Source organism: Psychrobacillus sp. Z16_25, from assembly GCF_056856695.1.
Genome location: NZ_JBXEOV010000006.1, coordinates 20,191 through 41,572, shown reverse-complemented (window position 1 = coordinate 41,572; position 21,382 = coordinate 20,191). Strand labels below are relative to the sequence as shown.

Annotated in this window: 21 protein-coding genes, 1 pseudogene and 1 other annotated feature; of the genes and pseudogenes, 8 read left to right on the top strand and 14 right to left on the bottom strand. The window is 38.8% G+C overall.

What is annotated here, in order from left to right; translation table 11 throughout:
* Window positions 1–36 precede the first annotated feature (36 nt).
* Window positions 37–1,710 (bottom strand): annotated as a pseudogene (argS, locus tag AC1VU3_RS08300) (arginine--tRNA ligase).
* Window positions 1,711–1,753: 43 nt separating this feature from the next.
* Window positions 1,754–1,970: a binding site (T-box leader), on the bottom strand.
* Window positions 1,971–2,025: 55 nt separating this feature from the next.
* A complete protein-coding gene (locus tag AC1VU3_RS08295; RefSeq protein WP_480389314.1) occupies window positions 2,026–2,874 on the bottom strand; it encodes a GNAT family N-acetyltransferase in 849 nt (282 codons plus the stop codon).
* Window positions 2,875–2,941: 67 nt separating this feature from the next.
* On the opposite strand from AC1VU3_RS08295, the gene aroD reads away from it, so the two are divergent.
* The gene (aroD, locus tag AC1VU3_RS08290; RefSeq protein WP_480389313.1) at window positions 2,942–3,688 is read left to right on the top strand and encodes a type I 3-dehydroquinate dehydratase; all 747 of its coding nucleotides are present in this window, start codon (window positions 2,942–2,944) and stop codon (window positions 3,686–3,688) included.
* Here aroD and AC1VU3_RS08285 read toward each other — a convergent pair.
* Both AC1VU3_RS08285 and AC1VU3_RS08280 read right to left on the bottom strand, forming a co-directional pair.
* A complete protein-coding gene (locus AC1VU3_RS08285) occupies window positions 3,685–4,131 on the bottom strand; it encodes an N-acetyltransferase family protein (RefSeq protein ID WP_480389312.1) in 447 nt (148 codons plus the stop codon). The genes aroD and AC1VU3_RS08285 overlap by 4 nt on opposite strands.
* A 335-nt stretch (window positions 4,132–4,466) precedes the next feature.
* Window positions 4,467–5,879, bottom strand: a complete 1,413-nt coding sequence (locus AC1VU3_RS08280) for a copper amine oxidase N-terminal domain-containing protein (RefSeq protein ID WP_482983260.1) — start codon at window positions 5,877–5,879, stop codon at window positions 4,467–4,469.
* Between the two features lie 162 nt (window positions 5,880–6,041).
* Here AC1VU3_RS08280 and AC1VU3_RS08275 point away from each other — a divergent pair, with 162 nt between their 5' ends.
* From AC1VU3_RS08275 to asnB, 3 genes are all read left to right on the top strand, one after another.
* Window positions 6,042–6,941, top strand: coding sequence for an ABC transporter ATP-binding protein (locus AC1VU3_RS08275; RefSeq protein WP_480389310.1), 900 nt, complete (start codon window positions 6,042–6,044; stop codon window positions 6,939–6,941).
* Entirely contained in the window at window positions 6,934–8,172 is a 1,239-nt protein-coding gene (locus AC1VU3_RS08270; RefSeq protein WP_482983259.1) for an ABC transporter permease, read from the top strand. The genes AC1VU3_RS08275 and AC1VU3_RS08270 overlap by 8 nt, the downstream gene beginning before the upstream one ends.
* A gap of 120 nt (window positions 8,173–8,292) precedes the next feature.
* Entirely contained in the window at window positions 8,293–10,137 is a 1,845-nt protein-coding gene (gene asnB, locus AC1VU3_RS08265) for an asparagine synthase (glutamine-hydrolyzing) (protein ID WP_482983258.1), read from the top strand.
* A 273-nt stretch (window positions 10,138–10,410) separates the two neighbouring features.
* Here asnB and AC1VU3_RS08260 read toward each other — a convergent pair whose 3' ends face one another.
* Both AC1VU3_RS08260 and dapD read right to left on the bottom strand, forming a co-directional pair.
* Window positions 10,411–11,535 (bottom strand): N-acetyldiaminopimelate deacetylase, encoded by a 1,125-nt coding sequence (locus AC1VU3_RS08260; RefSeq protein WP_482983257.1) that lies wholly within the window; start codon window positions 11,533–11,535, stop codon window positions 10,411–10,413.
* Window positions 11,536–11,547: 12 nt separating this feature from the next.
* Complete coding sequence (gene dapD, locus AC1VU3_RS08255; RefSeq protein WP_480389306.1) at window positions 11,548–12,261, bottom strand: 2,3,4,5-tetrahydropyridine-2,6-dicarboxylate N-acetyltransferase; 714 nt, start codon at window positions 12,259–12,261, stop codon at window positions 11,548–11,550.
* 365 nt (window positions 12,262–12,626) lie between these two features.
* On the opposite strand from dapD, the gene AC1VU3_RS08250 reads away from it, so the two are divergent.
* The 3 genes from AC1VU3_RS08250 (at window position 12,627) to AC1VU3_RS08240 (ending at window position 16,152) form a co-directional block, all read left to right on the top strand.
* On the top strand, window positions 12,627–13,628 hold the full coding sequence (locus AC1VU3_RS08250) for a TAXI family TRAP transporter solute-binding subunit (protein WP_480389305.1): 1,002 nt from the start codon (window positions 12,627–12,629) through the stop codon (window positions 13,626–13,628).
* Between the two features lie 19 nt (window positions 13,629–13,647).
* Complete coding sequence (locus tag AC1VU3_RS08245) at window positions 13,648–15,612, top strand: TRAP transporter permease (RefSeq protein ID WP_480389304.1); 1,965 nt, start codon at window positions 13,648–13,650, stop codon at window positions 15,610–15,612.
* Window positions 15,613–15,723: 111 nt separating this feature from the next.
* Window positions 15,724–16,152: a DUF4395 domain-containing protein gene (locus tag AC1VU3_RS08240; protein ID WP_480389303.1), complete on the top strand. Its 429-nt coding sequence runs from the start codon at window positions 15,724–15,726 to the stop codon at window positions 16,150–16,152.
* 24 nt (window positions 16,153–16,176) lie between these two features.
* Here AC1VU3_RS08240 and AC1VU3_RS08235 read toward each other — a convergent pair whose 3' ends face one another.
* From AC1VU3_RS08235 to AC1VU3_RS08200, 8 genes are all read right to left on the bottom strand, one after another.
* Window positions 16,177–17,076 (bottom strand): hypothetical protein, encoded by a 900-nt coding sequence (locus tag AC1VU3_RS08235; RefSeq protein ID WP_480389302.1) that lies wholly within the window; start codon window positions 17,074–17,076, stop codon window positions 16,177–16,179.
* Complete coding sequence (locus tag AC1VU3_RS08230; RefSeq protein ID WP_480389301.1) at window positions 17,073–18,017, bottom strand: ABC transporter permease subunit; 945 nt, start codon at window positions 18,015–18,017, stop codon at window positions 17,073–17,075. The genes AC1VU3_RS08235 and AC1VU3_RS08230 overlap by 4 nt, the downstream gene beginning before the upstream one ends.
* 115 nt (window positions 18,018–18,132) lie before the next feature.
* A complete protein-coding gene (locus tag AC1VU3_RS08225; protein WP_480389300.1) occupies window positions 18,133–18,852 on the bottom strand; it encodes a YebC/PmpR family DNA-binding transcriptional regulator in 720 nt (239 codons plus the stop codon).
* Between the two features lie 119 nt (window positions 18,853–18,971).
* The gene (locus AC1VU3_RS08220; RefSeq protein ID WP_482983256.1) at window positions 18,972–19,409 is read right to left on the bottom strand and encodes a GNAT family N-acetyltransferase; all 438 of its coding nucleotides are present in this window, start codon (window positions 19,407–19,409) and stop codon (window positions 18,972–18,974) included.
* 12 nt (window positions 19,410–19,421) lie between these two features.
* Complete coding sequence (locus AC1VU3_RS08215) at window positions 19,422–19,883, bottom strand: low molecular weight protein-tyrosine-phosphatase (RefSeq protein ID WP_482983255.1); 462 nt, start codon at window positions 19,881–19,883, stop codon at window positions 19,422–19,424.
* Window positions 19,884–19,912: 29 nt separating this feature from the next.
* Window positions 19,913–20,281, bottom strand: a complete 369-nt coding sequence (locus AC1VU3_RS08210; RefSeq protein WP_482983254.1) for a hypothetical protein — start codon at window positions 20,279–20,281, stop codon at window positions 19,913–19,915.
* Entirely contained in the window at window positions 20,278–20,490 is a 213-nt protein-coding gene (locus AC1VU3_RS08205; RefSeq protein ID WP_482983253.1) for a helix-turn-helix transcriptional regulator, read from the bottom strand. The genes AC1VU3_RS08210 and AC1VU3_RS08205 overlap by 4 nt, the downstream gene beginning before the upstream one ends.
* 72 nt (window positions 20,491–20,562) lie before the next feature.
* The gene (locus tag AC1VU3_RS08200) at window positions 20,563–20,814 is read right to left on the bottom strand and encodes a hypothetical protein (protein WP_482983252.1); all 252 of its coding nucleotides are present in this window, start codon (window positions 20,812–20,814) and stop codon (window positions 20,563–20,565) included.
* Between the two features lie 76 nt (window positions 20,815–20,890).
* Between AC1VU3_RS08200 and AC1VU3_RS08195 the strand changes: the two genes are divergently transcribed.
* On the top strand, window positions 20,891–21,289 hold the full coding sequence (locus AC1VU3_RS08195; protein WP_482983251.1) for an NUDIX hydrolase: 399 nt from the start codon (window positions 20,891–20,893) through the stop codon (window positions 21,287–21,289).
* Window positions 21,290–21,382: the final 93 nt, after the last annotated feature.

Genomic DNA, 21,382 nt, shown 5'->3' with positions numbered 1-21,382 from the left:
AGGATTCTTCCATGCTGTTCTTTCTTCTTAAAGACCTTACATTTCCACTGGTGCCTCCATTCCTAATAACCGTAAGCATTCCTTCAGTACTACAGCAACAGCATGGCATAGCGTCAACTTTGCATTTTTAAATCCATCCTCCACTAACACCTTCGTGTTTGCGTAAAATTTATTAAAATGACGAGCTAGCCCTAACGCATACTTTGCAATTTGCGAGGGATCTGCATGGTCAAAAGCCTTCCCTACGACCGTTTGAAACTCCTGAAGTGCCTTTACTGTTTCCCATGCCTCCTCCTCTAAGCCATTTACAGATGGCTGAGAAATATCAAAGCTCCCCTTTTTAAGCAACGAACAAATACGAGCATGTGTATATTGTAAATAAGGTCCTGTTTCCCCTTCAAAGCTCAGCATCTGCTCCAGAGAAAACTCCACGTCATTCATTCGGTCATTTTTTAAGTCATGGAATATAACTGCTCCCACACCTACTGCTTTTGCCACTTCATGCTTATTTAAAAGGCTAGGGTTCTTCGCTTCTATATTTTGCTTGGCTGCTTGGATAGCTTCTTCTAACACATCCTTGAGAAAAATAATCTTCCCTTTACGTGTAGATAGCTTTTTACCATCCTTTAAAATTAATCCAAAGGGAACGTGCTTCATTTCCTTTGCCCAATCATATCCCATCTTCTCTAGAACGGAGAAAAGCTGTTTAAAATGTAGACTTTGTTCATTTCCCACCACATAGAACGCCTTGCTGAAAGCATACTCCTGCTGACGATAAAGTGCTGCTGCCAAGTCACGTGTTGCGTAAAGAGTGGAGCCGTCTGTCTTAGTCACTAGACACGGCGGCATGTTCTTTAGCTCTACCACCATCGCTCCTTCAGACTCAACTAGTAAACCCTTCTGCTGAAGCTCATCTACTACTACTCCCATTTTATCGTTATAAAATGCCTCGCCATTCAATGAATCAAAGGAGATACCAAGTAAATCGTATATTTGTTGGAATTCGTGCAAGGAAACCTCTCGAAACCATTTCCATAGGGAAAGTGCCTCCTCATCCCCCTCCTCTAGTCGCTTAAAGGCAGCTCTTGCCTCTTCAAGTAATGTGTCATCCTGCTCTGCTGCTTCATGAAAATGAACATAAATTTTTAACAGCTCTTGAATCGGGGATGCTTCTATTTTTTCTTTGTTTCCCCATCGCTTGTACGCGACTATTAACTTTCCAAACTGTGTTCCCCAATCACCCAAATGATTAATACGGACAACCTCATATCCATTCTTTTCCGCTATATTCGCGAGGGCATTTCCTATGACCGTAGAACGTAAATGCCCCATATGAAAAGGCTTTGCAATATTAGGGGAAGAGAGATCAATGACGATTGTTTCTTCTCTCTTCGAATATTGACCGTACGATTCCTGCATATCTATAATTTTCTCTAACACGTTAGCAGCTACAGACTATTGATTTAAAAAGATATTCACATATGCCCCTACTACCTCTACCTTTTTAACACTTGCATTGCTTATGTTACCAGCTAGCTCCTCCGCAATGATTTGTGGGGATTTTCTAAATTTCTTTGCTAGTGTAAAGCACGGAAAAGAGATATCACCCATATCTGCGTACTTCGGCTTTTCTAACAATTTCTCAATCTCCTCTAACTCTAACTGGTGAGAAAGTGCCTTTTTGATTTCCTCTGCTATTTCTGTAAACATACAATGACCCCTCCATTTATAAATAAAAAAGCCCTCGTCTCTATGAAGAGACGAGAGCATAAATTCCCGTGGTACCACTCTAGTTGCCACTAACTGTGACCTCTTTCTGTTGTTAACGAGGTGCCTTCCCCGATCTTTTCTACTCACGTTCAAAAAGCTTCTCCAAAGTGCGTTTCCCCTTCTACTCCAGCATCAGGCTTACACCATCCCTGACTCGCTTTCCTTTTGTAGTAGGCTACTCTCTTTTTCATCGAATTTTTGTTATTTTCATTATATTAATAATTGCACTAAATTTTGTCAATAGAGAAAGTCCTCTTATTTATTAAATTGTAAGTGGATGGAGTCAGTTAGCTTATAGTATCCAATCTCCTGATATATTTTATTCGACGTCGGATTCAACATATCTGTATAAAGTACACAGAAGCGAAAATTCTTGAGCAGCTCTTTACTGACAGCAGCCACTAGTGTTCTTGCATAACCCTTTCTGCGCTCCTCCCTTGGTGTATAAACAAGGGATACGGTCACCCCGTTTGTCGTGGGCCTTGCCTTTTTCATCATGGATACTACTTTCCCTTTATCTTCCCAAAGGAATGCCTCCTGTTGATCAAGCATGAGCTTTACACGCTTTGCTATCTCAACTGATTCTGTTTTCTCTAATCCGGTATCTCCCTCGAATTCTGCATACCATTTTTCTATGAGTGGAGCGTCCGTATGGGTAGCGTATCTCCATGAGCCTGGACTATGCTCTAGCGTTTTATCAATCATATCTAAACGGTAAAGTCCTTGGTCCATTAACAACGTTGTTCCTTCTCCTGTTTTTTCCTTCCACTTTTCTGCAAAGCGCGTTGCCCATTCCTTCACACTAATAATAGACTCGATATGTATATTTTCTTTGAGTAACTCTTTGATACTCAACTCGATGCATTCATCTAGCTTGTTCTCTAAAGTGAAAATGATATTTAACGGATGAGGAGGTGTCATTTGAAATAAAGCTAGTAGCTCTCCGTCCTCTTCAATAGTTGCCATGTATGGATTTTGATAAAAGCCCTCTTTTATTCTTTCTAATACCCCGAAAAACAAACTGAACTTATCTTCGTTTTCTAACAAAAATGGTGTTACCACTTGTGCAAATTCCTCTGCCCTTTCATAACGTTTAAATTCCACCCTTACATCCCCTTTTGATTTTTATATGATAATATAACATATAACTAGTTCGATGGGAGTGTTTTTTATGAAAATTATTTCTATTAAAAATATAAAGATAGGGGAAGGCTTACCTAAAATCATTATTCCTCTTGTGGGAGAAAACATCGAACAACTAATAAAGGAAATATCTGAAGTAAAAAAAGCCAATCCTGACATCGTGGAATGGCGGGCTGATATGCTAGAAGGAATAGAGGATATCGAGGAAATGAAAAAAGCCCTTTCCTTTATTACCAAAGAGCTTTCGTCTATCCCATTACTATTTACCTTTCGGACTCACCGCGAAGGGGGAAATAAAATAATCGAGGATAGTTATTATGAGGAATTACTGAATGAAGCAATAAAAAGTAACTATGTTGACCTCCTAGATGTCGAGCTATTTTCCTCCTGCGTTAGTAGGATTGTAGAAGCAGCTCAAAAGAAAGGGATCCCAATAGTTATGTCTAACCATGATTTTGAAGGAACTCCTTCTAAAGAAGTAATAATAGAGCGTCTTCTTAAAATGCAAGAGCTTGGAGCGAGTATTCCCAAAATAGCAGTAATGCCACAGAGCCCATTAGACGTACTAGCGTTATTAGAAGCAACCTATATCATGTCTGCGAAGCACGCAGACCGACCAATTATCACCATGTCCATGAGCAAGGATGGAATTATTAGTCGCCTTGCAGGAGAAGTGTTTGGTTCAGCTGCTACCTTCGGGGCGGGCTTACAAATATCAGCACCAGGTCAAATTCCGGCTGGAGAGTTAAGAGAGATACTTCACCTACTCCATTAAAGCTCTCTTGTTAAACGAATCATATCCAAGCAAGGGATACCATTCTCTATTATTTCTTCCTCGTAGTGAAGAGCAAAGAAATCCTTACGAATCTCTGAAATACGAAAGCCACATTTTTGATAAAGAGCGAGCTGGCCTATACTTGAGTTACCAGTCCCTATCTCCATCCTTTGGTATCCTTGTTTTCTAGCTCGTTCAATGGCGTCTAACAACATTACTTTTCCTTTCCCTTTCCCTTGGTGTGCTCCATGGACAGCAATGTTGATAATTTCTACAGCCTGATCGTTTAATGGCAGCAGTACATAGACACCAATTATTTGATCATCTTCTTCCAATATGTAGCACAGTCCTTTTTGAAGATAAGCCTTTACCAGCCTTTCAGATGGATCTGCTAATAGTAATAATTCCATAGGATAATTGTCCTCTATTTTCACTATGTCCATGCTATCTCTCCTTTTTAAATCTTAGCAAAACGTGGGAGGTACAAATCAAATGAGAAGCAGTTATGATTCTATATTACGATTAGAATCATAACTGCTTTCTTATTTTTAGGTCTCAGGTTCTCAACACTTTCCGCACATTGGACGCTTTGCTAGTAACGATTATTAATGGCTGCTTTCGGCGGGCCAACAGGAGGTTGGTCAGGAAAACGTTGTAACACACTTCCCCAAGGCAAGCTCTCATCCTACTCCGAACCAATAGTGTGCCTACTAAAAATAAACAAATCCCAAAAGGATATAGTTCATTAAGAAAGCTATAGGTTTATGTCCCAACCACGTTATTTGTTCAGGAACTCTTCTAAGAAGTCTTCTGAAATATAGGTTGTATTTCCTTTTAATCTAGGCTTAGCGCCAAGTTTCCGCAAACTCTTATTGTAGCTATACATCAGCTCTCCACGAGTAATAATGACAGAGCTATTTCCTTTCTTCAGTAGCACTGCCTTTTGCTTTGGAAGAGAGATGACCTCAAACCCTAAATATTCTGCTACCTTACGAAGTGGAACCATTCTTACACCATCTACCGTTATAAAATCTTTTCCGATTATTTTTTCAAGCTCTTTCATTTCAGGTGACAAATAAGAAATTGCAATAATTTTTGTTGGCGTAGTTTGCTCTGGATAACCGTTTTTATTTCTAGCTGTAAAGTTATAAAAAACGATTAGCTCCTTGCCCTTTAAGTTCTCTGTCTTAATCTTTTTGCCATTTTCATTCACAATCATCGTCTTTTTAGCCAATGAAAGCTTTAGCTGTCCATCCTGACTAACCAGCTTGTCATCAAATTTTCCTATTTTTACGAAGCCAATGTTCTTATCGTCATTTAGTACAACAAAATCTGGAGTTATTTGTGGAGGATAGATAAGAATCATTGGTCTATTCTTATCGTAGTATGCGTCCACCTGTTGTCCTTTTTGGAGACTGCTAGCCTTTATTTCCTTCGTATTCCCACTGTTAAACAACCTAGATTCTTTGTTTAACCTCAATACTTCGCCAGTTTCTAAAGTAACTGTTGTTATATCGTTTTTCTTTTCAATGGATTGAATCTTACCAGATACCCTTAGATAGTTAGAAGCATCGGTACTAGGGACTGCTTCTGACCATACAACTACCTTTATAGGAGTTGTATGTGCCGGTATACTTCTTGTTGTGTTTTGATAAAATACCAGAAGGTGTTTTTCCCCTTCAGCATGTAAGCTTACCTTTTCCCCTTTTTTGTTCACTACAGCTGTGGTGTTCGATATATTTAATTTTAGCGTACCATCCAAACTTTGTAGTGCTTCATTAAATACTCCAGCATACACCCGTCCTGACTGCTTCTCGTCGCGCAATACTACTGCCTCAGGAACAATTTGCACTGGATAAATCGCTATTCTTGGGACGCCACCATCATAGAACACGTCTACTTTTTTTCCAGCCGTAAGAGCGTCTTTCTTAATTGCTTCTCCATTGCTGTTAAAGAACTTTGGCTCATCGGTAAGCATGAAAACGGAAACCAGCGGATCTTTCCCTTCTGTTTCTACAGTTATATTGACTTGGCCCTTTGTTTTCTTTACCTCTTTTATTACCCCTGAAAAACGAGAAAATTTAGTTTTTTCACTTACGCTAGACCTCTCTCCTTCAGCCCCCGCTAATAAAGAAGGAAACAAAAAGCACATCATAAGTAGAGCAGTAACTAGTGAAAATATTTTTTTCATTTTTCTCCCATCCTTTCCTTTTTTACCATTCAATGGATTGGACGAGAAGACAAACAAAATGTTACAACTTCTTGAAATATGTGATAAATAGTACATTATTTTTCGGAACTTTTGGTAAATAAGACCGTATATTATACAGATAAAAGAAGATGGGGGATACATATGACGTTAGTTATTGATCAAGTGACAAAGAGATATCAAGACTTTGTTGCCGTAGACAATTTGTCCTTTACGATTGAAAAGGGAGAAATTTTCGGCCTGATTGGCCAAAATGGTGCAGGTAAAACAACAACCTTTCGGATGATATTGGACTTACAGGAGACCACTAAAGGAACCATCACTTGGAATGGTATTCCTATCAATTCACTTAATCGTGACCTTATTGGGTATTTACCGGAAGAACGCGGAATTTTTCCAACTATGACAGTAGAGAAGCAGCTCTACTTCTTCGGAGAGTTGCGCGGGAAGGACAAAAAAGATTTACAGAAGGAAGTTGATTATTGGATTAATCGCTTTGAGTTAGAGGATAAGAGAAAAGCAAAGGCTGAAACACTTTCTAAGGGAAACCAGCAAAAAGTACAGCTGATTGCCAGCTTTATTCATCAACCAGAGTTTCTTATCCTGGATGAGCCATTCAGTGGACTGGATCCAGTAAACAAAGATCTTTTAAAAAGCGCTATCTGGGAGTTAAAAGAAAAAGGAACGACTATTCTTTTCTCTAGTCATCAAATGGAAAACGTAGAAGAGCTTTGTGACCATCTATGTCTATTGAAGCGAGGAGTATCTTTGTTTGCAGGTAGCTTACTAGATTTGAAAAAACAGTACGGGAAAACAAAGCTTTCCTTACGTACAGATATTCCAGTGGAAACACTAAAAGAGCTTCCAGGAGTAAGAGAAGTATTAATCGGGAAAGAGCAATATACATTAACCTTAGAAGACGAATCCTATGCTCAAGCTATTTTTGAACTTATTTCACAAGGAAAATATATAGAGAAATTTAGCTTAGACTACTTATCTCTTGATGAAATATTTAAGGATAAGGTTGGTGGAAAGAATGTCTAAATTTTGGGTTCTCGTTAAACAAGTATTGGACCAAAAAATTCGTGCAAAATCATTTTGGACTTCACTAGGCCTTTATCTTCTTGTTATAACAGCTATTGTGTTTTGGCCAAATATCAAGGCTGCATTTTTTGAAAGTGAAGCTATAAAAGTTGCACTTATAAATGAAACTAATTTAGAAATGGAAGAGTTATTTAAATCCAACGAGGAAATTGAGTACTTGTTCCCTAAGGAAGATGCAAAGGAAATTGAAAAGCAGGTTATCGATGGAGATTTTGCAGCAGCCATTTTTATCAAAGATTTAGATCAATCTTTAACTGCTGAAATAGCAACCTTTGAACCATTAACATTTAATGACCAGACGAGCATATCTTCGGCCTTGCAATATGCTGGGAAGCTTTATGAAGTACAGCAAATGAATTTAACTACAGAACAAGCAGAGAAAATTTTACAGGCAGAACCATTAATAACAATGAAGAATTTAAATGAGCAGTCTGAGCTCGGAAAGAGCGAGGGAGAAAAAGCAGCCGGAATAGGAATTTCACTGTTAGTAGGAGGTTTGATTTACAGCTTTCTTATGACTTTTCTATCCATGATTACAACAGATGTAGCCTCTGAAAAAGGATCTCGAGTATTAGAAGTATTACTGGCTAGTGTAAAACCATCCACTCATTATCTTGCAAAGCTAACAGGTACTTTCCTGCTGGCATTAATTCAAATGGGAATACTTTTTGTGGCATTAGGTATTTTGTTTAGCACGCTAGATGGCGGCTCTAAGCTAGAGATGGTTCAAGAGATTTTACAGGAAGTGTCTGCTTCCTATTTAATCTATGCTGTCCTTTACCTCTTTTTATCCATTATACTTTACTTAATTATCGGGGCTCTTCTAGGTTCTCTTGTGTCTAAGGTGGAGGAAGCTGGGCAGGCTATCATGCCAATGATGTTTTTAGGACTTGCAGGTTTTTATGTTCTACTTTTCGGGATGTCCAGTCCTGATACAATGCTCATTAAAGTATTTTCTTATATCCCGTTCACATCGGGAATGGTCATGCCTTTACGTATTGGAGCAACTGACATTGCAGGCTGGGAACCAATGCTCTCTGTCATCATCTTAGTTGCGACCATTCTAGTTTCCTTTGCAGTTAGCTTCTCCTTCTACAAGCGAAGTGTATTAACTTATAGCTCTGGTGGGTTAATCGAAAAAATTAAGACTGTATTGAAAATGACAACTTAATAGAGTAGTTGAACGTGAAGGTGCAATCCTTCACGTTTTCTAATTGTCCGTATCCTAGGCATGTGTCACCAAATCTGCACTTTTTTGCATATACTAATTGGTGAAAGAGGGGATGCATACATGTGCGGGATAACCGGATGGATACATTTTAAAAGAGATTTAAGAGAAGATATGGCAGTTGTTCAACAAATGACAGAGACATTAAAGAAAAGGGGCCCCGATGACCATAATGTTTGGTCTTCTCCTCACGTTCTTTTTGGTCATCGTCGACTGACAGTAGTAGACCCAATTGGCGGTAAGCAGCCTATGGTGAAGAGCTTTAATTCAAAGCAATATACACTTTGCTATAATGGGGAGCTTTATAACACAGAGGATTTACGAAAGGAATTATTAAAGCTAGGTCATACATTCACAGGACATTCAGATACAGAAGTGTTATTGACTTCTTATATAGAATGGAAAGAGAATTGTATTGATTACTTTAATGGCATATACGCTTTTGCTATCTGGGACGAGGAAGAACAAAAGCTATTTATGGCAAGAGATCGACTAGGGGTAAAGCCTTTATTCTATACCGTTAGAAATGATGGATTCATTTTTGGCTCTGAATTAAAAGCTATCCTAAAGCATCCCGAAGTACCTATCGAGATTAATCGTCAGGGTCTTTCAGAAATTATAGGTCTTGGGCCATCTAGAACGCCAGGGAATGGCGTGTATCGAGGCATTGATGAGCTACGTCCAGGGCATGCACTTACCTTTACAAAGGATGGGTTACATGTTTGGAGATATTGGAATGTAGAAAGTAAGGAGCATACCGATTCCTTAGAAAATACGATTGAGCAGGTTCGTTTTCTTGTAACAGATGCCATAGAAAGACAGCTGGTTTCCGATGTACCGCTTTGTACATTTTTATCAGGAGGCATTGACTCAAGCGCAATTTCTGCCATTGCGGCTAGTGCTTATAAAAGAGACGGCAAAAGCCCCCTCCATACTTACTCCATTGATTACGAAAATAATAACCAACACTTTCAAGGAAACACCTTTCAGCCTACGGAGGATTTCCCCTTCATTCAAATGGTATCTAAGCATTTAAATACAACTCACCATTTCTCTATCATTTCTCAGGATACATTAGCAGAATATTTAACAGCAGCAGTACACGCTCGGGATCTTCCAGGAATGGCTGATATCGACTCCTCTCTTCTCTGGTTCTGTGAAGAAATCAAAAAAGACTTTACAGTGGGTCTTTCCGGAGAATGTGCAGATGAGATTTTCGGGGGATACCCTTGGTTTCACAATATAGGTAATGCAGACAGGGCATTTCCTTGGATACGTTCCAAGGATGAACGAAATTCTCTATTAAATGATAGCTGGCAACAGAAGTTAGATATCCAAGATTATATCTTACAGGCATATGATACAACGGCAGCAGAAACTCCGTTGTTATTTGGTGAAAGCAGCGAGGAAGCAAAAAGACGTGAACTTTTTTATATGAACATGACCTGGTTCATGACTACTCTATTAGACCGGAAGGATCGCATGAGTATGGGTGCTAGTCTAGAGGTGCGCGTTCCTTTTGCCGATCATCGCATCGTAGAGTACGCTTGGAATATTCCATGGGAATATAAAATGTATGGCAATCAAGAAAAAGGAATCCTCCGTAAAGCATTAGAGGGCGTTCTCCCAAATGAGGTGCTATATAGAAAGAAAAGTCCCTATCCAAAAACTCATAACCCGGTATACTCTGCAAAAATGCAGTTAATGTTGAAGGAAATGCTACTCGACAAACATTCCATGCTTCATGAACTTTTCCAGCCTTCGAAGCTACATGATTTAATCAATTCCAACGGAGAAGCCTTCAAAGTTCCATGGTATGGCCAGCTAATGACCGGTCCGCAGCTTCTTGCCTATTTGGCGCAAATGCATATTTGGTTTAAGGATTATCAGGTTCAGTTGGTCGACTAACAAGAAGGGATCATCCCTTCTTATTTTTGGCTAAGACAAGCTTGACTGGGAGCAATAGCTGGCTATGTGAGAGTAAATGTAACTTGAGAGTATTCCATCTAAACGAGAGTAAAGTCTTGCTATCCGAGAGTAAACCTACTCTATACGAGAGTAAACCCTTCCTATCCGAGAGTAAACTTACCCTGAACGAGAGTATGTCTCAGCAGTTCTTAATTTAGCAGAAGTTTTCGAACATCCTCCCTTCCATAGAAAAAGAGTCGCCTAAGCGACTCTTTACTTACTTATTTTTCGAAAATAGGCATCTACAAATGGCACAAGAAAATTGATTACACCCTCATCTGGATTAAGCTTTGCATGATGAAGTCCATATGGAGAGTTCACACCTGCCCAGAATAGCATCCCGGGTATCTCCTCTAGAAAATATCCGAAGTCCTCTCCTGTCATAGCGGCATCACATCTTATGGCATGTGCTCCCTCCTGCCCCTCCGTAAAGGCCAGAAATTCCTCTGTAATATTCTCTGTGTTATAAACCTGATAGTAGGAGGAACCGTAATCTATCTCCAATCTACAATCAAAACCAGTTTCCATTGCTCGACAGAAGGTTTCTATCTTCTGTTTTATTAGTACCATTGTCTCGGCATCCATCGTACGTATCGTCCCCTCTAGACGGGCATGACCAGATATAATATTTTGGACGCTCCCAGATGTCATTTTTCCAATAGTTACGACGGCTGGTTTCATTGGATTGACGGAACGACTTACAATGGTTTGTAGCTGCAACAGTAGCGTTGCTGCAGCCACTGACATATCAGAAGCATTATGAGGAAAGGCAGCATGCCCCTCCTTCCCGTATAAGTCAATATATAACTCGGAGGTATTAGCAAATAAAAGACCTGGACGAGTTGCTACTGTGCCTACTGGATATTCTGGAGCCACATGAAAGGCATATATCTGATCAGGCAATAAGTCTGGATGCTCAGCTTTTAACCACTCTCTCATCGGAAGTGCCCCACCTGGATTCTCCTCTGCCGGCTGAAATAGTATCACGACATCATCATTTATCGGATTTTCAACTAAGCTTTTCAGAAGCCCCAAAGCGACTGTCATATGAATGTCATGCCCACAAGCATGCATCTTACCAGGATGATTGGAAGCAAAGGATAACTCTGTTGCTTCTACAATTGGCAGTCCATCTATGTCTGTTCTCCATCCAATCGTTTTTATAGGAGCTAACCCGTATACTTTAACCACAATCCCTGTTTTCCAGGTGTAGATTTCTAATCGTTCCTGTGACAACGATTTAATTTGCTCTAGTAAATAGGCTTGTGTCTTATGCTCTGCAAAGCCAAGCTCTGGGATACGATGAAGATCTCGACGAATATCAATCAACGTTTTCAATGATTTGTCCTCTTAAAGCTGGCGCAGCTCTTGCATAATTTCCGTTTTAGAACGAGTTTGGTCATCAATTTCTTTTATAACCTTAGCCGGTGTTCCCGCCACTACTGTATACGGTGGAACATCCTTCGTAACTACTGCACCAGCAGCTACTACAGAGCCTTTTCCTACACGGCATCCTTCTAAAACTACAGCGTTCGCACCAATTAATACGTCGTCCTCGATAATTACTGGCGTAGCGGAAGGTGGCTCAATAACGCCTGCAAGCACTGCTCCTGCTCCAATATGACAGTTGTCTCCTACTGTAGCACGACCACCAAGAATCGCTCCCATATCGATCATCGTTCCCTTTCCAATGACAGCTCCAATATTGATGACAGCGCCAAGCATAATAACAGCATTGTCTCCAATGCTCACTTGGTCACGTATTATTGCACCCGGTTCAATTCGAGCATTAATCCCTTTTAAATCCAACAATGGAATAGCGGAGTTTCTGCTTGCATTTTCAACTACCACATCTTCAATTTGATCTTTAAATGTGTTGAGTGTAGGCTCAATCTCTGCCCATTCACCAAAAAGAATGAAAGAGCTTCCTTCTCCGAAAACCTTAGTATTTTCCCCAAAAGAAAGCTTGTCAATGCCCTTTCCCTTTATGTAAACCTTAACCTGAGTGGATTTTTTTGCATGCTGAATATACGAAATAATTTCGTAAGCGTCTAATTGCTTCATTCCTCTAACCTCCTCAAAATATGTATAATTGTACAGGAATTTCTATAAAAAATCACTTACTTATTGTTAAGTTTCGAATACTTTTACTAGTCTGTATGTTAAAGCGACGTATAGATCACTTTTATACTTTTATGCAACTTACTAATTCAATTAAACAAATAAAGAAATGAACAGTTAACCAGGAATGGTTAAATATTTCTGGATTTCCTGCTTCTCCACAAAAAAATTATCAGAAATATCTCTATTAACATTGTAATAATTAACAGAAAAAGTATAATATTGATAACCTCTATTTTTGTTTTATTTTAAATATTCTAAAATGTAAGCGCTAACAAATAGAGGAATACAAAAAAGGGGATGTTTATGTGCAAAAGGGGAAAAAGAGGAAATTTGTAAGCTGGGTATATCTTTTGATCGCTGTGATTTTCTTAGCAGCTTGTAGCGGCGGAGGGACAAATATAGCTATTGGACCACCAGCAAGTGAAACGAATGCAATTTCTACATTAATCTTAGAGGCATACGGAATTAAAGAGGGTGATTACAAGGCTTATAAAGAAGGTTTTGGGGATGCTGCAGATGGAGTACAGGATGGAAACATCGATGTATCAATAGGAATATTGGGACTTCCGGCGGCAAGCATCGAGAATTTACAAGCATCCGTAGGAGATATTGTTATGCTTGACCTGTCCAATGAGGCGATAGCATACATCGAAGAGCATAGTAATTATAAGAAGCATGTTATTCCTAAGGATACTTATGAATTTTTAGAGTCTGACATTAATACTGTTACTGCTTATGCAATATTAATGGCGAATACCAACACGATAAGCGAGGAACTAGGCTACGAAATAACAAAAGTAATGATTGAAAAGGCAAGCGAAAATACACATGCCCAAGCAAGGGAAATGATTCTTGAAAATGCTCTAAGGGGCTCTGATGGATTGCCTATTCACCCTGGGGCAAAAAGATACTATGAAGAACAAGGACTTACCGTGGATAATCCTGTAGCAGAGGTTTCTGTAGAGGAAGAGAAAAGTGAGTTTATCCTAGGGACAGGAAGCCAAGGAGGAACTTATTATCCTCTAGGTGGTGAGATGACAAGTATTTGGAATAAGTATATAGATAATTTTAACTTAACAAATACAGAAACAAGTGCTTCTGTAGAGAACCTATCAAGCATTCGAGATGGCAACATGGATCTAGGAATGACTGTTCACGTACCAGCTATACAAGCTGTTGAAGGAAGTGGACCGTTTGATGGTCATGGAGTATCTAATGCTGCTTTTATAGGACATATTTATCCAGAGGTAATCCAAATAGTTACGAGAGAAACAACGGAGATTACTAGCTTTGAAGACATAAAATAGGAATTACAGAGGTGAAAAAATGAATGAGCAAAAACCGATTGATGCACAGGAAATACTAGAGAAATATGATAAAGAAAATCAATTTCGAACATCCCTCGGCAGATGGGCATATGTAGTAGCTTTTTTAGGTATCGCTCTAACCGTTTTTCACTTATATACTGCCTACTTTGGGATATTGCCATCACAGATTCAAGGGGCTGTTCATGTCGGCACAGCAGTGGGTGTTATCTTCCTACTGTATCCTTTCAAAAAAGGAATGTTAAAGACTCAGAAGAGAGTTCCTTGGTATGATATTTTACTAGCTTTTACTGCCATGTACGTTGCCTATCACAAAATATTTTTCTACGAGTCTATCCTACAAAGTAGAATTTCAGGTTATAGCACCTTTGATACAATCATTTCTATTTTAGGAATTCTACTCGTACTAGAAGCTACTAGAAGAACAGTTGGACTTCCGATAGTAATCGTAGCTAGTGTAGCGATTCTTTACGCTGTATTTGGTAAGTATATCCCTACACAAATTTTATCTCACCCTGGCTTTTCCATTGATCGAACCACTAATAATCTTTGGTTTCAGGAGAGAGGTATTTTCGGAACACCTGTCCAAATATCTGCAAAGTTTATATTCCTCTTTTTGTTTTTCGGTGTCATGCTAGTACAAACGAATATCGGGAAATTCTTTAATGATTTGGCCTTCTCCTTGACCGGGCGTTTTACCGGAGGAACGGCAAAAACAGCTGTCGTGGCAAGCGCTCTTCAGGGCACAGTTTCTGGAAGCTCAGTTGGAAATACAGTAGCCACAGGGTCCTTTACGATTCCAATGATGAAAAAAGCAGGATTCAAGCCTGAGTTTGCAGGAGCAACTGAAGCCGCGGCTTCTACGGGAGGGCAACTAATGCCTCCAATGATGGGTGCTGCAGCCTTTATCATGATGGAATACTTAGGGGTTTCTTATGGCGTCATTATGCTAGCTGCCATTATCCCAGCTATTTTATATTTTACAGGTATCTTTATAGGCACTCATTTTGAGGCTAAAAAGTTAAAAATTCATGGACTGCCAAAATCACAGCTACCATCCTTTCCGAAGCTTTTGAAGAAAAATTGGTTCATGCTGCTTCCGTTAGTTGTAATTATAGTGACGATAATGATAGGGTTCACACCACAGCGTGCTGCTCTCTTTGGTATACTTTCCGCTTTTCTGATTAGCTTCATTCGAAAAGAAACCAGAATGTCTTTCAAAAAAGTTTTATATGTGCTTGAACAAGGAACGAGAGTTGCTGTACCTGTAATAGCCGCGGTGGCAACAGCAGGTATCATTGCAGGGGTAGTAAGTATGACAGGACTAGGCGGGAAGTTTGCTGCTGGAGTTATCTCTCTATCTAACGGCCATTTAATCCTAGCTTTATTCTTTACGATGATTGCTTGTTTAGTATTAGGTATGGGGCTGCCAACTACAGCTAACTATGTAGTGACGGCAACAATTGCTGCTCCTATATTAATTAACGAATTTGGTGTTGCACCGATAGCTGCCCATATGTTTGTGTTCTATTTTGGTATTGCTGCTGATATTACTCCTCCAGTTTGTTTAGCCGCATATGCTGGTGCAGGTATAGCCGGTGCAAATCCTTTTAAGACAGGAATGAATGCAGTGAAATTGGCGGTCGCCGCCTTCATCGTTCCATATGTCTTTGTTTATAACCCCATTCTCGTAATGGTAGATGTTGAACCTGTTTCCATGGTCATTTCTGTGCTAGGCGCATTATTAGGAATGGCTGCTGTAAGTAGCTCTCTAATTGGATTTCTAATTAAAAATTCAAAGATGTGGGAAAGAATTGTGCTGTTTCTAGCAGGACTTCTCTTAATTGTTCCGGAGATACTGAGCAGTCTCATTGGTTTGGTTGTAGTAACCCTTATCTGGTTTATTCAGAAAAAAAGACCAGAAGAAGATGCCAATTTAGGAGCATCCAGTCAGCCACTCTATTAGTATAAAACAGGAGCACTCGTGCTCCTGTTTTTTAAACCGTTCTTTTTGGCATACTCTATGAAATAGTGTAATATAATACATAATAACCAATAAGAAAAGTAGGTTTTCCAATTGAAAACAATAGCAAAACCATTAGTGATAGCTAATCAGTGGACCATTGTATTAGCTGTCGTGATTGCCTTAATTACACAATCAGCATGGATTCTTTTCATTCCTTTACTAGCCAATCTATCTAGTTTACTATTTAGATTCCATCCTATTTTGTTTCTTATAAAAAGGTTTTTCTTAAGAAAGCCAATGTCTCAATATATTCAAGAGGACTACGGACAGCTCCGCTTTAACCAATGGTTGGCTGTTAGTTTCTTAATAATAGGCTGTATTAGTGATTTACTGAACTGGACTCTCTTATTTAATGCAGCAACCACTATGGTAGGGCTTGCAGCATCCATTGCTCTCATGGGCTTTTGTATCGGTTGTTTTATGCGTTTCCAGTTTCAGCAGTGGCAATATCGTCGTAAGCAAAAATCAATTGTAAAATAAAAACCAGCCCTTTAGGCTGGTTTCTTAGGTTACGGACCTTCTCAATTTGCTGTTTTGCCGTTTGCGAAGACCTTCTCCAAGTAAATAAAAAGCAATCATCGTAAAGGTGATTACCCCTAATACGGAGAATGGAATCCAATGATATGTATATATATCACCTCTAATAGATTCGAGAAGAACTGGCCAGTAAAGAGAGGTGTTCACTGCTTGATACAGTCCTCTTGTCAGCTGAGACATAAATTCTTGATTGATAAAAACCCCTATAACCCCAAGCTGTGCCAAAAGGAACATGACCTTCGCAGCTTCTCCAGAGGTCGTAATAAATAACTCTGTCTGCATCACTTTCCAATAATGATTTTTAAATAGCTTCCACTTGCTGCAGCCGCTCGCGATAGCTGCTTCTATGTAAAGCTTTTGAGTTTCGTCTCTTAATAAATCGTAAAAAATCTTAGAAAGCCTACCTACATCAAGCAAGGAAATGATTAGTATAGCCCAAAGTGATCTCGTCCCAGAAAACATAATCGCAGGTACTGCTAATAGAATAAGAATGAAAAATATAGGTGGAATAAAAGAGAAAAGTGCATTCCAAAAAAACATGAATCGCCTTATAGGTTTTATATAAAACGAAAACACTGCTAATAACAAAGATACAACAATTCTAATCAATAGGATTACACCAAGTATTAAAAAGGTTTCCCTTGCTCCTATAATAATTTTTGAATACAAATCCTGCCCCTTCCTATCCGACCCTAATAAAAAATCAGATGATGGTGGGTAAGGAGGAGCCATCAGCTTTCCTTCAGCATCACGATATACCACAGTAGCTTCTAAGTTAGGATCTACCTTTGGGAAAAAAGGTCCAAAAATAACTACGATTGCAAGGACTAGCGTCATACAAATACCAGCCAAAAGTGTTTTATTCATTCAAAGGCCTCCCCCTTCTTTGTTATTAAGAAAGCCTTTGAGATACTAGTAACCATATTGGCAATCAGCATAATGACCGTAAATAAAAATACAAAGCCAATTAAAGAAATGATCTCCGCAGAAAAGATTGTTCCTACAAAAAAACTAGTCGAGCTTCCTAGCGTTTCATACATATAGTAAGCTGCTCCTTTATATTGTGTAAAAACCTCTATTAAGAAAAGATTTGATAATATATAAAGAATCATCGTATTAAAATGCGATAAAATTCGCGGAATACTATTCTTCAGTATATGTTTATATAAAATAGCTAGCTTATTTATTCCCTTCGATCTAGCAGTTCGGATGTAATCTGCCCCCTCTTCTGAAGCTAGCGCTTGATAAGTGATATTGGAAATATAGATTGTTGGATAAATAGTTAGAAAGAGTATATTCATCAAGACATTTTCGGGCTTCTCATAGCCAAATAGGTCGATATGAAAAAGCCAGCCTTTGCTCATCAATGTAAGTAGTCCAACTTGAATAAGTACAATCATTGAAAAATCCGGGATAGATAATAGCCCTATTGTAGAGGAATGTCCGAATACCTTTCCCTTTGACCCCCTTAACCGAAAATCAATAACACCTTTGGCGATACCTAAAAAGAAACCAAGAATGATAGCTGGCAGCACTATTTTCATACTTCTTCCGAATAACTCCATCAAATTGCCTATTATGGGCCGATTATATTGATCTAGTCCAAGCCCCCCTTGTTCACGAAGATGATTCCACAACATTTGAAAGTTATGTATATGTGCCTCTATGCTATAGTCGTACGTCGCTCCTTGAAAACTTCCTCCTTGACCGACTTCAAACTGCGTTTCTGTTGGCAAAAGCAATATCGTTACCAACGCCCCAAAAGCAATGATCCATATTGCAAATGAACCAGCTATTTTTTTGAACATCCTTTTCCCCCTAACTTTATATCTAAATATTCAGACTAAACATCATATCATTATAGCAAATTTAACCTAATAAAACACAAAAAACCTCGGATAAATTACCCGAGGTTTCTAAAACTTATTCTCCTAGATCAACGTTATGATATACCTGTTGTACGTCCTCTAAATCTTCCAAGGCATCAATCATTTTTTCAAACTGTGCTTGAGCAGCTTCATCTAACGTAATATCGTTTTGAGCAAGCATTGTGAGTTCTGCTACTGTAAAGTCTTCCACTCCTGCTCCTCTTAGTGCTTCCTGTACAAGATGGAATTGATCTGGCTCTGCATATACAATGACAGAATCATCTTCCTCTAGGATGTCACGAGCATCTACGTCTGCTTCCATCAAAATCTCTAATACTTCATCCGCAGTTTTACCCTCTAACCCGATTACTGCAGTAGCATCAAACATATAAGAAACAGATCCACTTACTCCCATGTTACCGCCATTTTTCCCAAAGGCAGCACGAACATCAGATGCCGTACGATTTACGTTATTGGTAAGAGCGTCTACGATTACCATGGAACCACTTGGACCAAAGCCCTCATAGCGTAGCTCGTCGTAATTCTCTTCTGTTCCGCCCTTCGCTTTTTCAATTGCTTTATCGATAATGTGACGTGGCACACTGTAAGTCTTTGCTCTTTCTAATACAACCTTTAACGCTTGGTTGGAAACTGGATCAGGTTCTCCTTGCTTTGCAGCTACATATATTTCACGCCCAAATTTTGCATAGATACGACTAGTATTTGCGTCTTTAGAGGCTTTCTTTTCCTTAATATTATTCCATTTACGACCCATAAAAGTCCCACTCTCTTTCGACTAAGTTTTGGTTCATTGTTTTCATACTGTGCTATTATACATTACAGGTATAGGTGGAGGCAAAGTAAATACAGTAACTTCCATTATTTCATAGACAATTAAAGCGCTTTTTCCAAAACGATTTTATGCTTGCCTTTGTCACTCACAAAGGTTTCAACTACATCAAATCCTGTCTTAATATTTAATAGTAGCATTTCTCTACGCACGTTTCGTGAAATAGTTCTCACCTTTTGATACCCCAGTTCTTTAATTAATTCATGCTGTCGGGCCATCAATTCTTTTGCAATACCTTGTCCACGGTATGAGGTGTGAACTCCGCCTAGCCAACTATAAAAAGTATCTTCTGCGTAACGATAGCCTATTTTAAAGCCCACTACCTCCCCTTCTGACACTGCTACAAAAATGATAGGATGGTCCTTGTCATGAAGCTTTTGAACAGGTAGCTCTGATTCATCAAATACATGTTTATGAAGAGCTAGAACACCTTTTAGCGTTTCCGAATCTGGCAAACCTTGAAAATAGCTGTACTCAATCACTAAATCCCCACCTTATAAATGTTCTCTTTTTATTTTATCTAATAATGCTTTACAACCCTCCACAACTAAATCATACGTTTCCTGAAAATCACCTGTGTAATACGGATCCGGAACATCTTTTTTATGATGAGTCAAATCTAAAAAACGAAGAATTTTGGGATGATCCGGTTGCCCGAGCATTTGACGTATATCCCGAATATTGCTTTCATCCATTCCAATTATATAATCGAATTGTTCAAAGTCCTCTGCTTGAAGCTGACGTCCCTTCAACCCTTTGGTAGAGATATTATACTCCATCAGCTTTGAAGTCGTCCCCTTATGCGGCGGATCGCCAATGTGCCAAGCGCTAGTGGCTGCGGAGTCAACAGATATTGAATCTAGCAAACCTTCCTTTTGAATCATGTCCTTTAATACAGCTTCAGCCATTGGAGAACGACAAATGTTCCCTAGGCATACAAATAACACATTTATCATGTATATTACCTTCCTTTAAAATAATTTCATTACACCCTTTTAGTGATAACAGCTCCCAAAGCTACAACAAAATAAAGAAGCATCATATATACGATAAGAATTTCTACTGATATCGCTTTAATTTCCATTATATATAAGACTAATAAGACGACTCCACTTCCAAGAAGGAGGGCATACAACACCCTTGTAAAGTACTTTTGCAATAGATGTACAGTCCTCTCATCCGTTTCTGGTATGTTTCTATTTTTTCGGTTTGAGTATAGGAAAAAAATTAAAAATCCTACAAGTGCACCAATGGAAATAGGAATAAGCAGTTGAGATTCTCCCGTGTAGTAGCTTCCAAGTAATGCTCCCCCAATTATACAAGCAACGATAAATCCATAGACTGTTTTTTTCATTCTTTCTCCTCCTCCAAGTAAAATAATTCCCCTATATCCACTTCAAAGTATTTCACAAGCTTTAGAGCAAGCTCTAAGCTTGGATTATATTTGTGATTTTCGATAGCTGTAATAGTTTGTCTTGTAATTTGGAGATCTTCTGCCATTTTTACTTGTGTTATACCTTTTTGCATTCGAATTTTCTTAATATGATTGATAACCTTGGTCATTTGAACCTCCAGGATGTAAATATATCTTTACATATAATTATAGGAGACTACTCTAGTTATGTAAAGAATTCTTTACATCCAATATCCATGTTCTTCATTTATTGGACTTTCACCAAAAAGCCAAGGATGACCTTGATAGAACGAGTTGGTTGGAGTGACAGCTGGTGACTCCTTGAGAATCAGCATTTTTTTAACGATTGCAGCATAAGAGAAGTAACTCATACCAAAATCCAATTGTTTCGGGGTCTCGTAAAGGAAGGAAAACAAAAACATCACATCGTTTGATAGCTTTTCCTGACCAACATCCTGTTGTTCAGAAGCCATGCCACCAGGCTCAACCCTAACATACGTTGTATTGAGTCTTTTATTGCTATACTATAAGGAAAAAAGGTGGAGAGTAATGAGAGATCGAAGCGGTACGATCATATTGCAAGATGGAAAAGTTGCAGTAATTAAAAGAACAAGGTCCGGAAAAGTGTACTATGTCTTCCCAGGAGGAGGAATAGAGGAGAATGAAACGCCAGAAGAAGCAGCTATTCGTGAGACACAAGAGGAGCTTGGGGTTACGGTGGAAATCGATAGCCTCTTACATACCTTTCCCTATAACGGCTTTCAATATTATTTCCTTGCCACTATGAAAGCAGGAGAATTTGGGACTGGTAAAGGAGAAGAATATCTAAATCAGACATTAGATAAAGGAACCTATGAACCAATGTGGATATCTATTTCAGACATTTCTAATTACGATCTCCGACCAAAGGAATTAGTAAAAATCATAATGGAAAACTGTACAAGCTGAGTATTAATAGACAGTTTACATGCTAATCACTTGGAGATTTGATTCTCCTTAAATAACAAAAGTTAAAGGAGATGTTCAATATACAGAGAACAT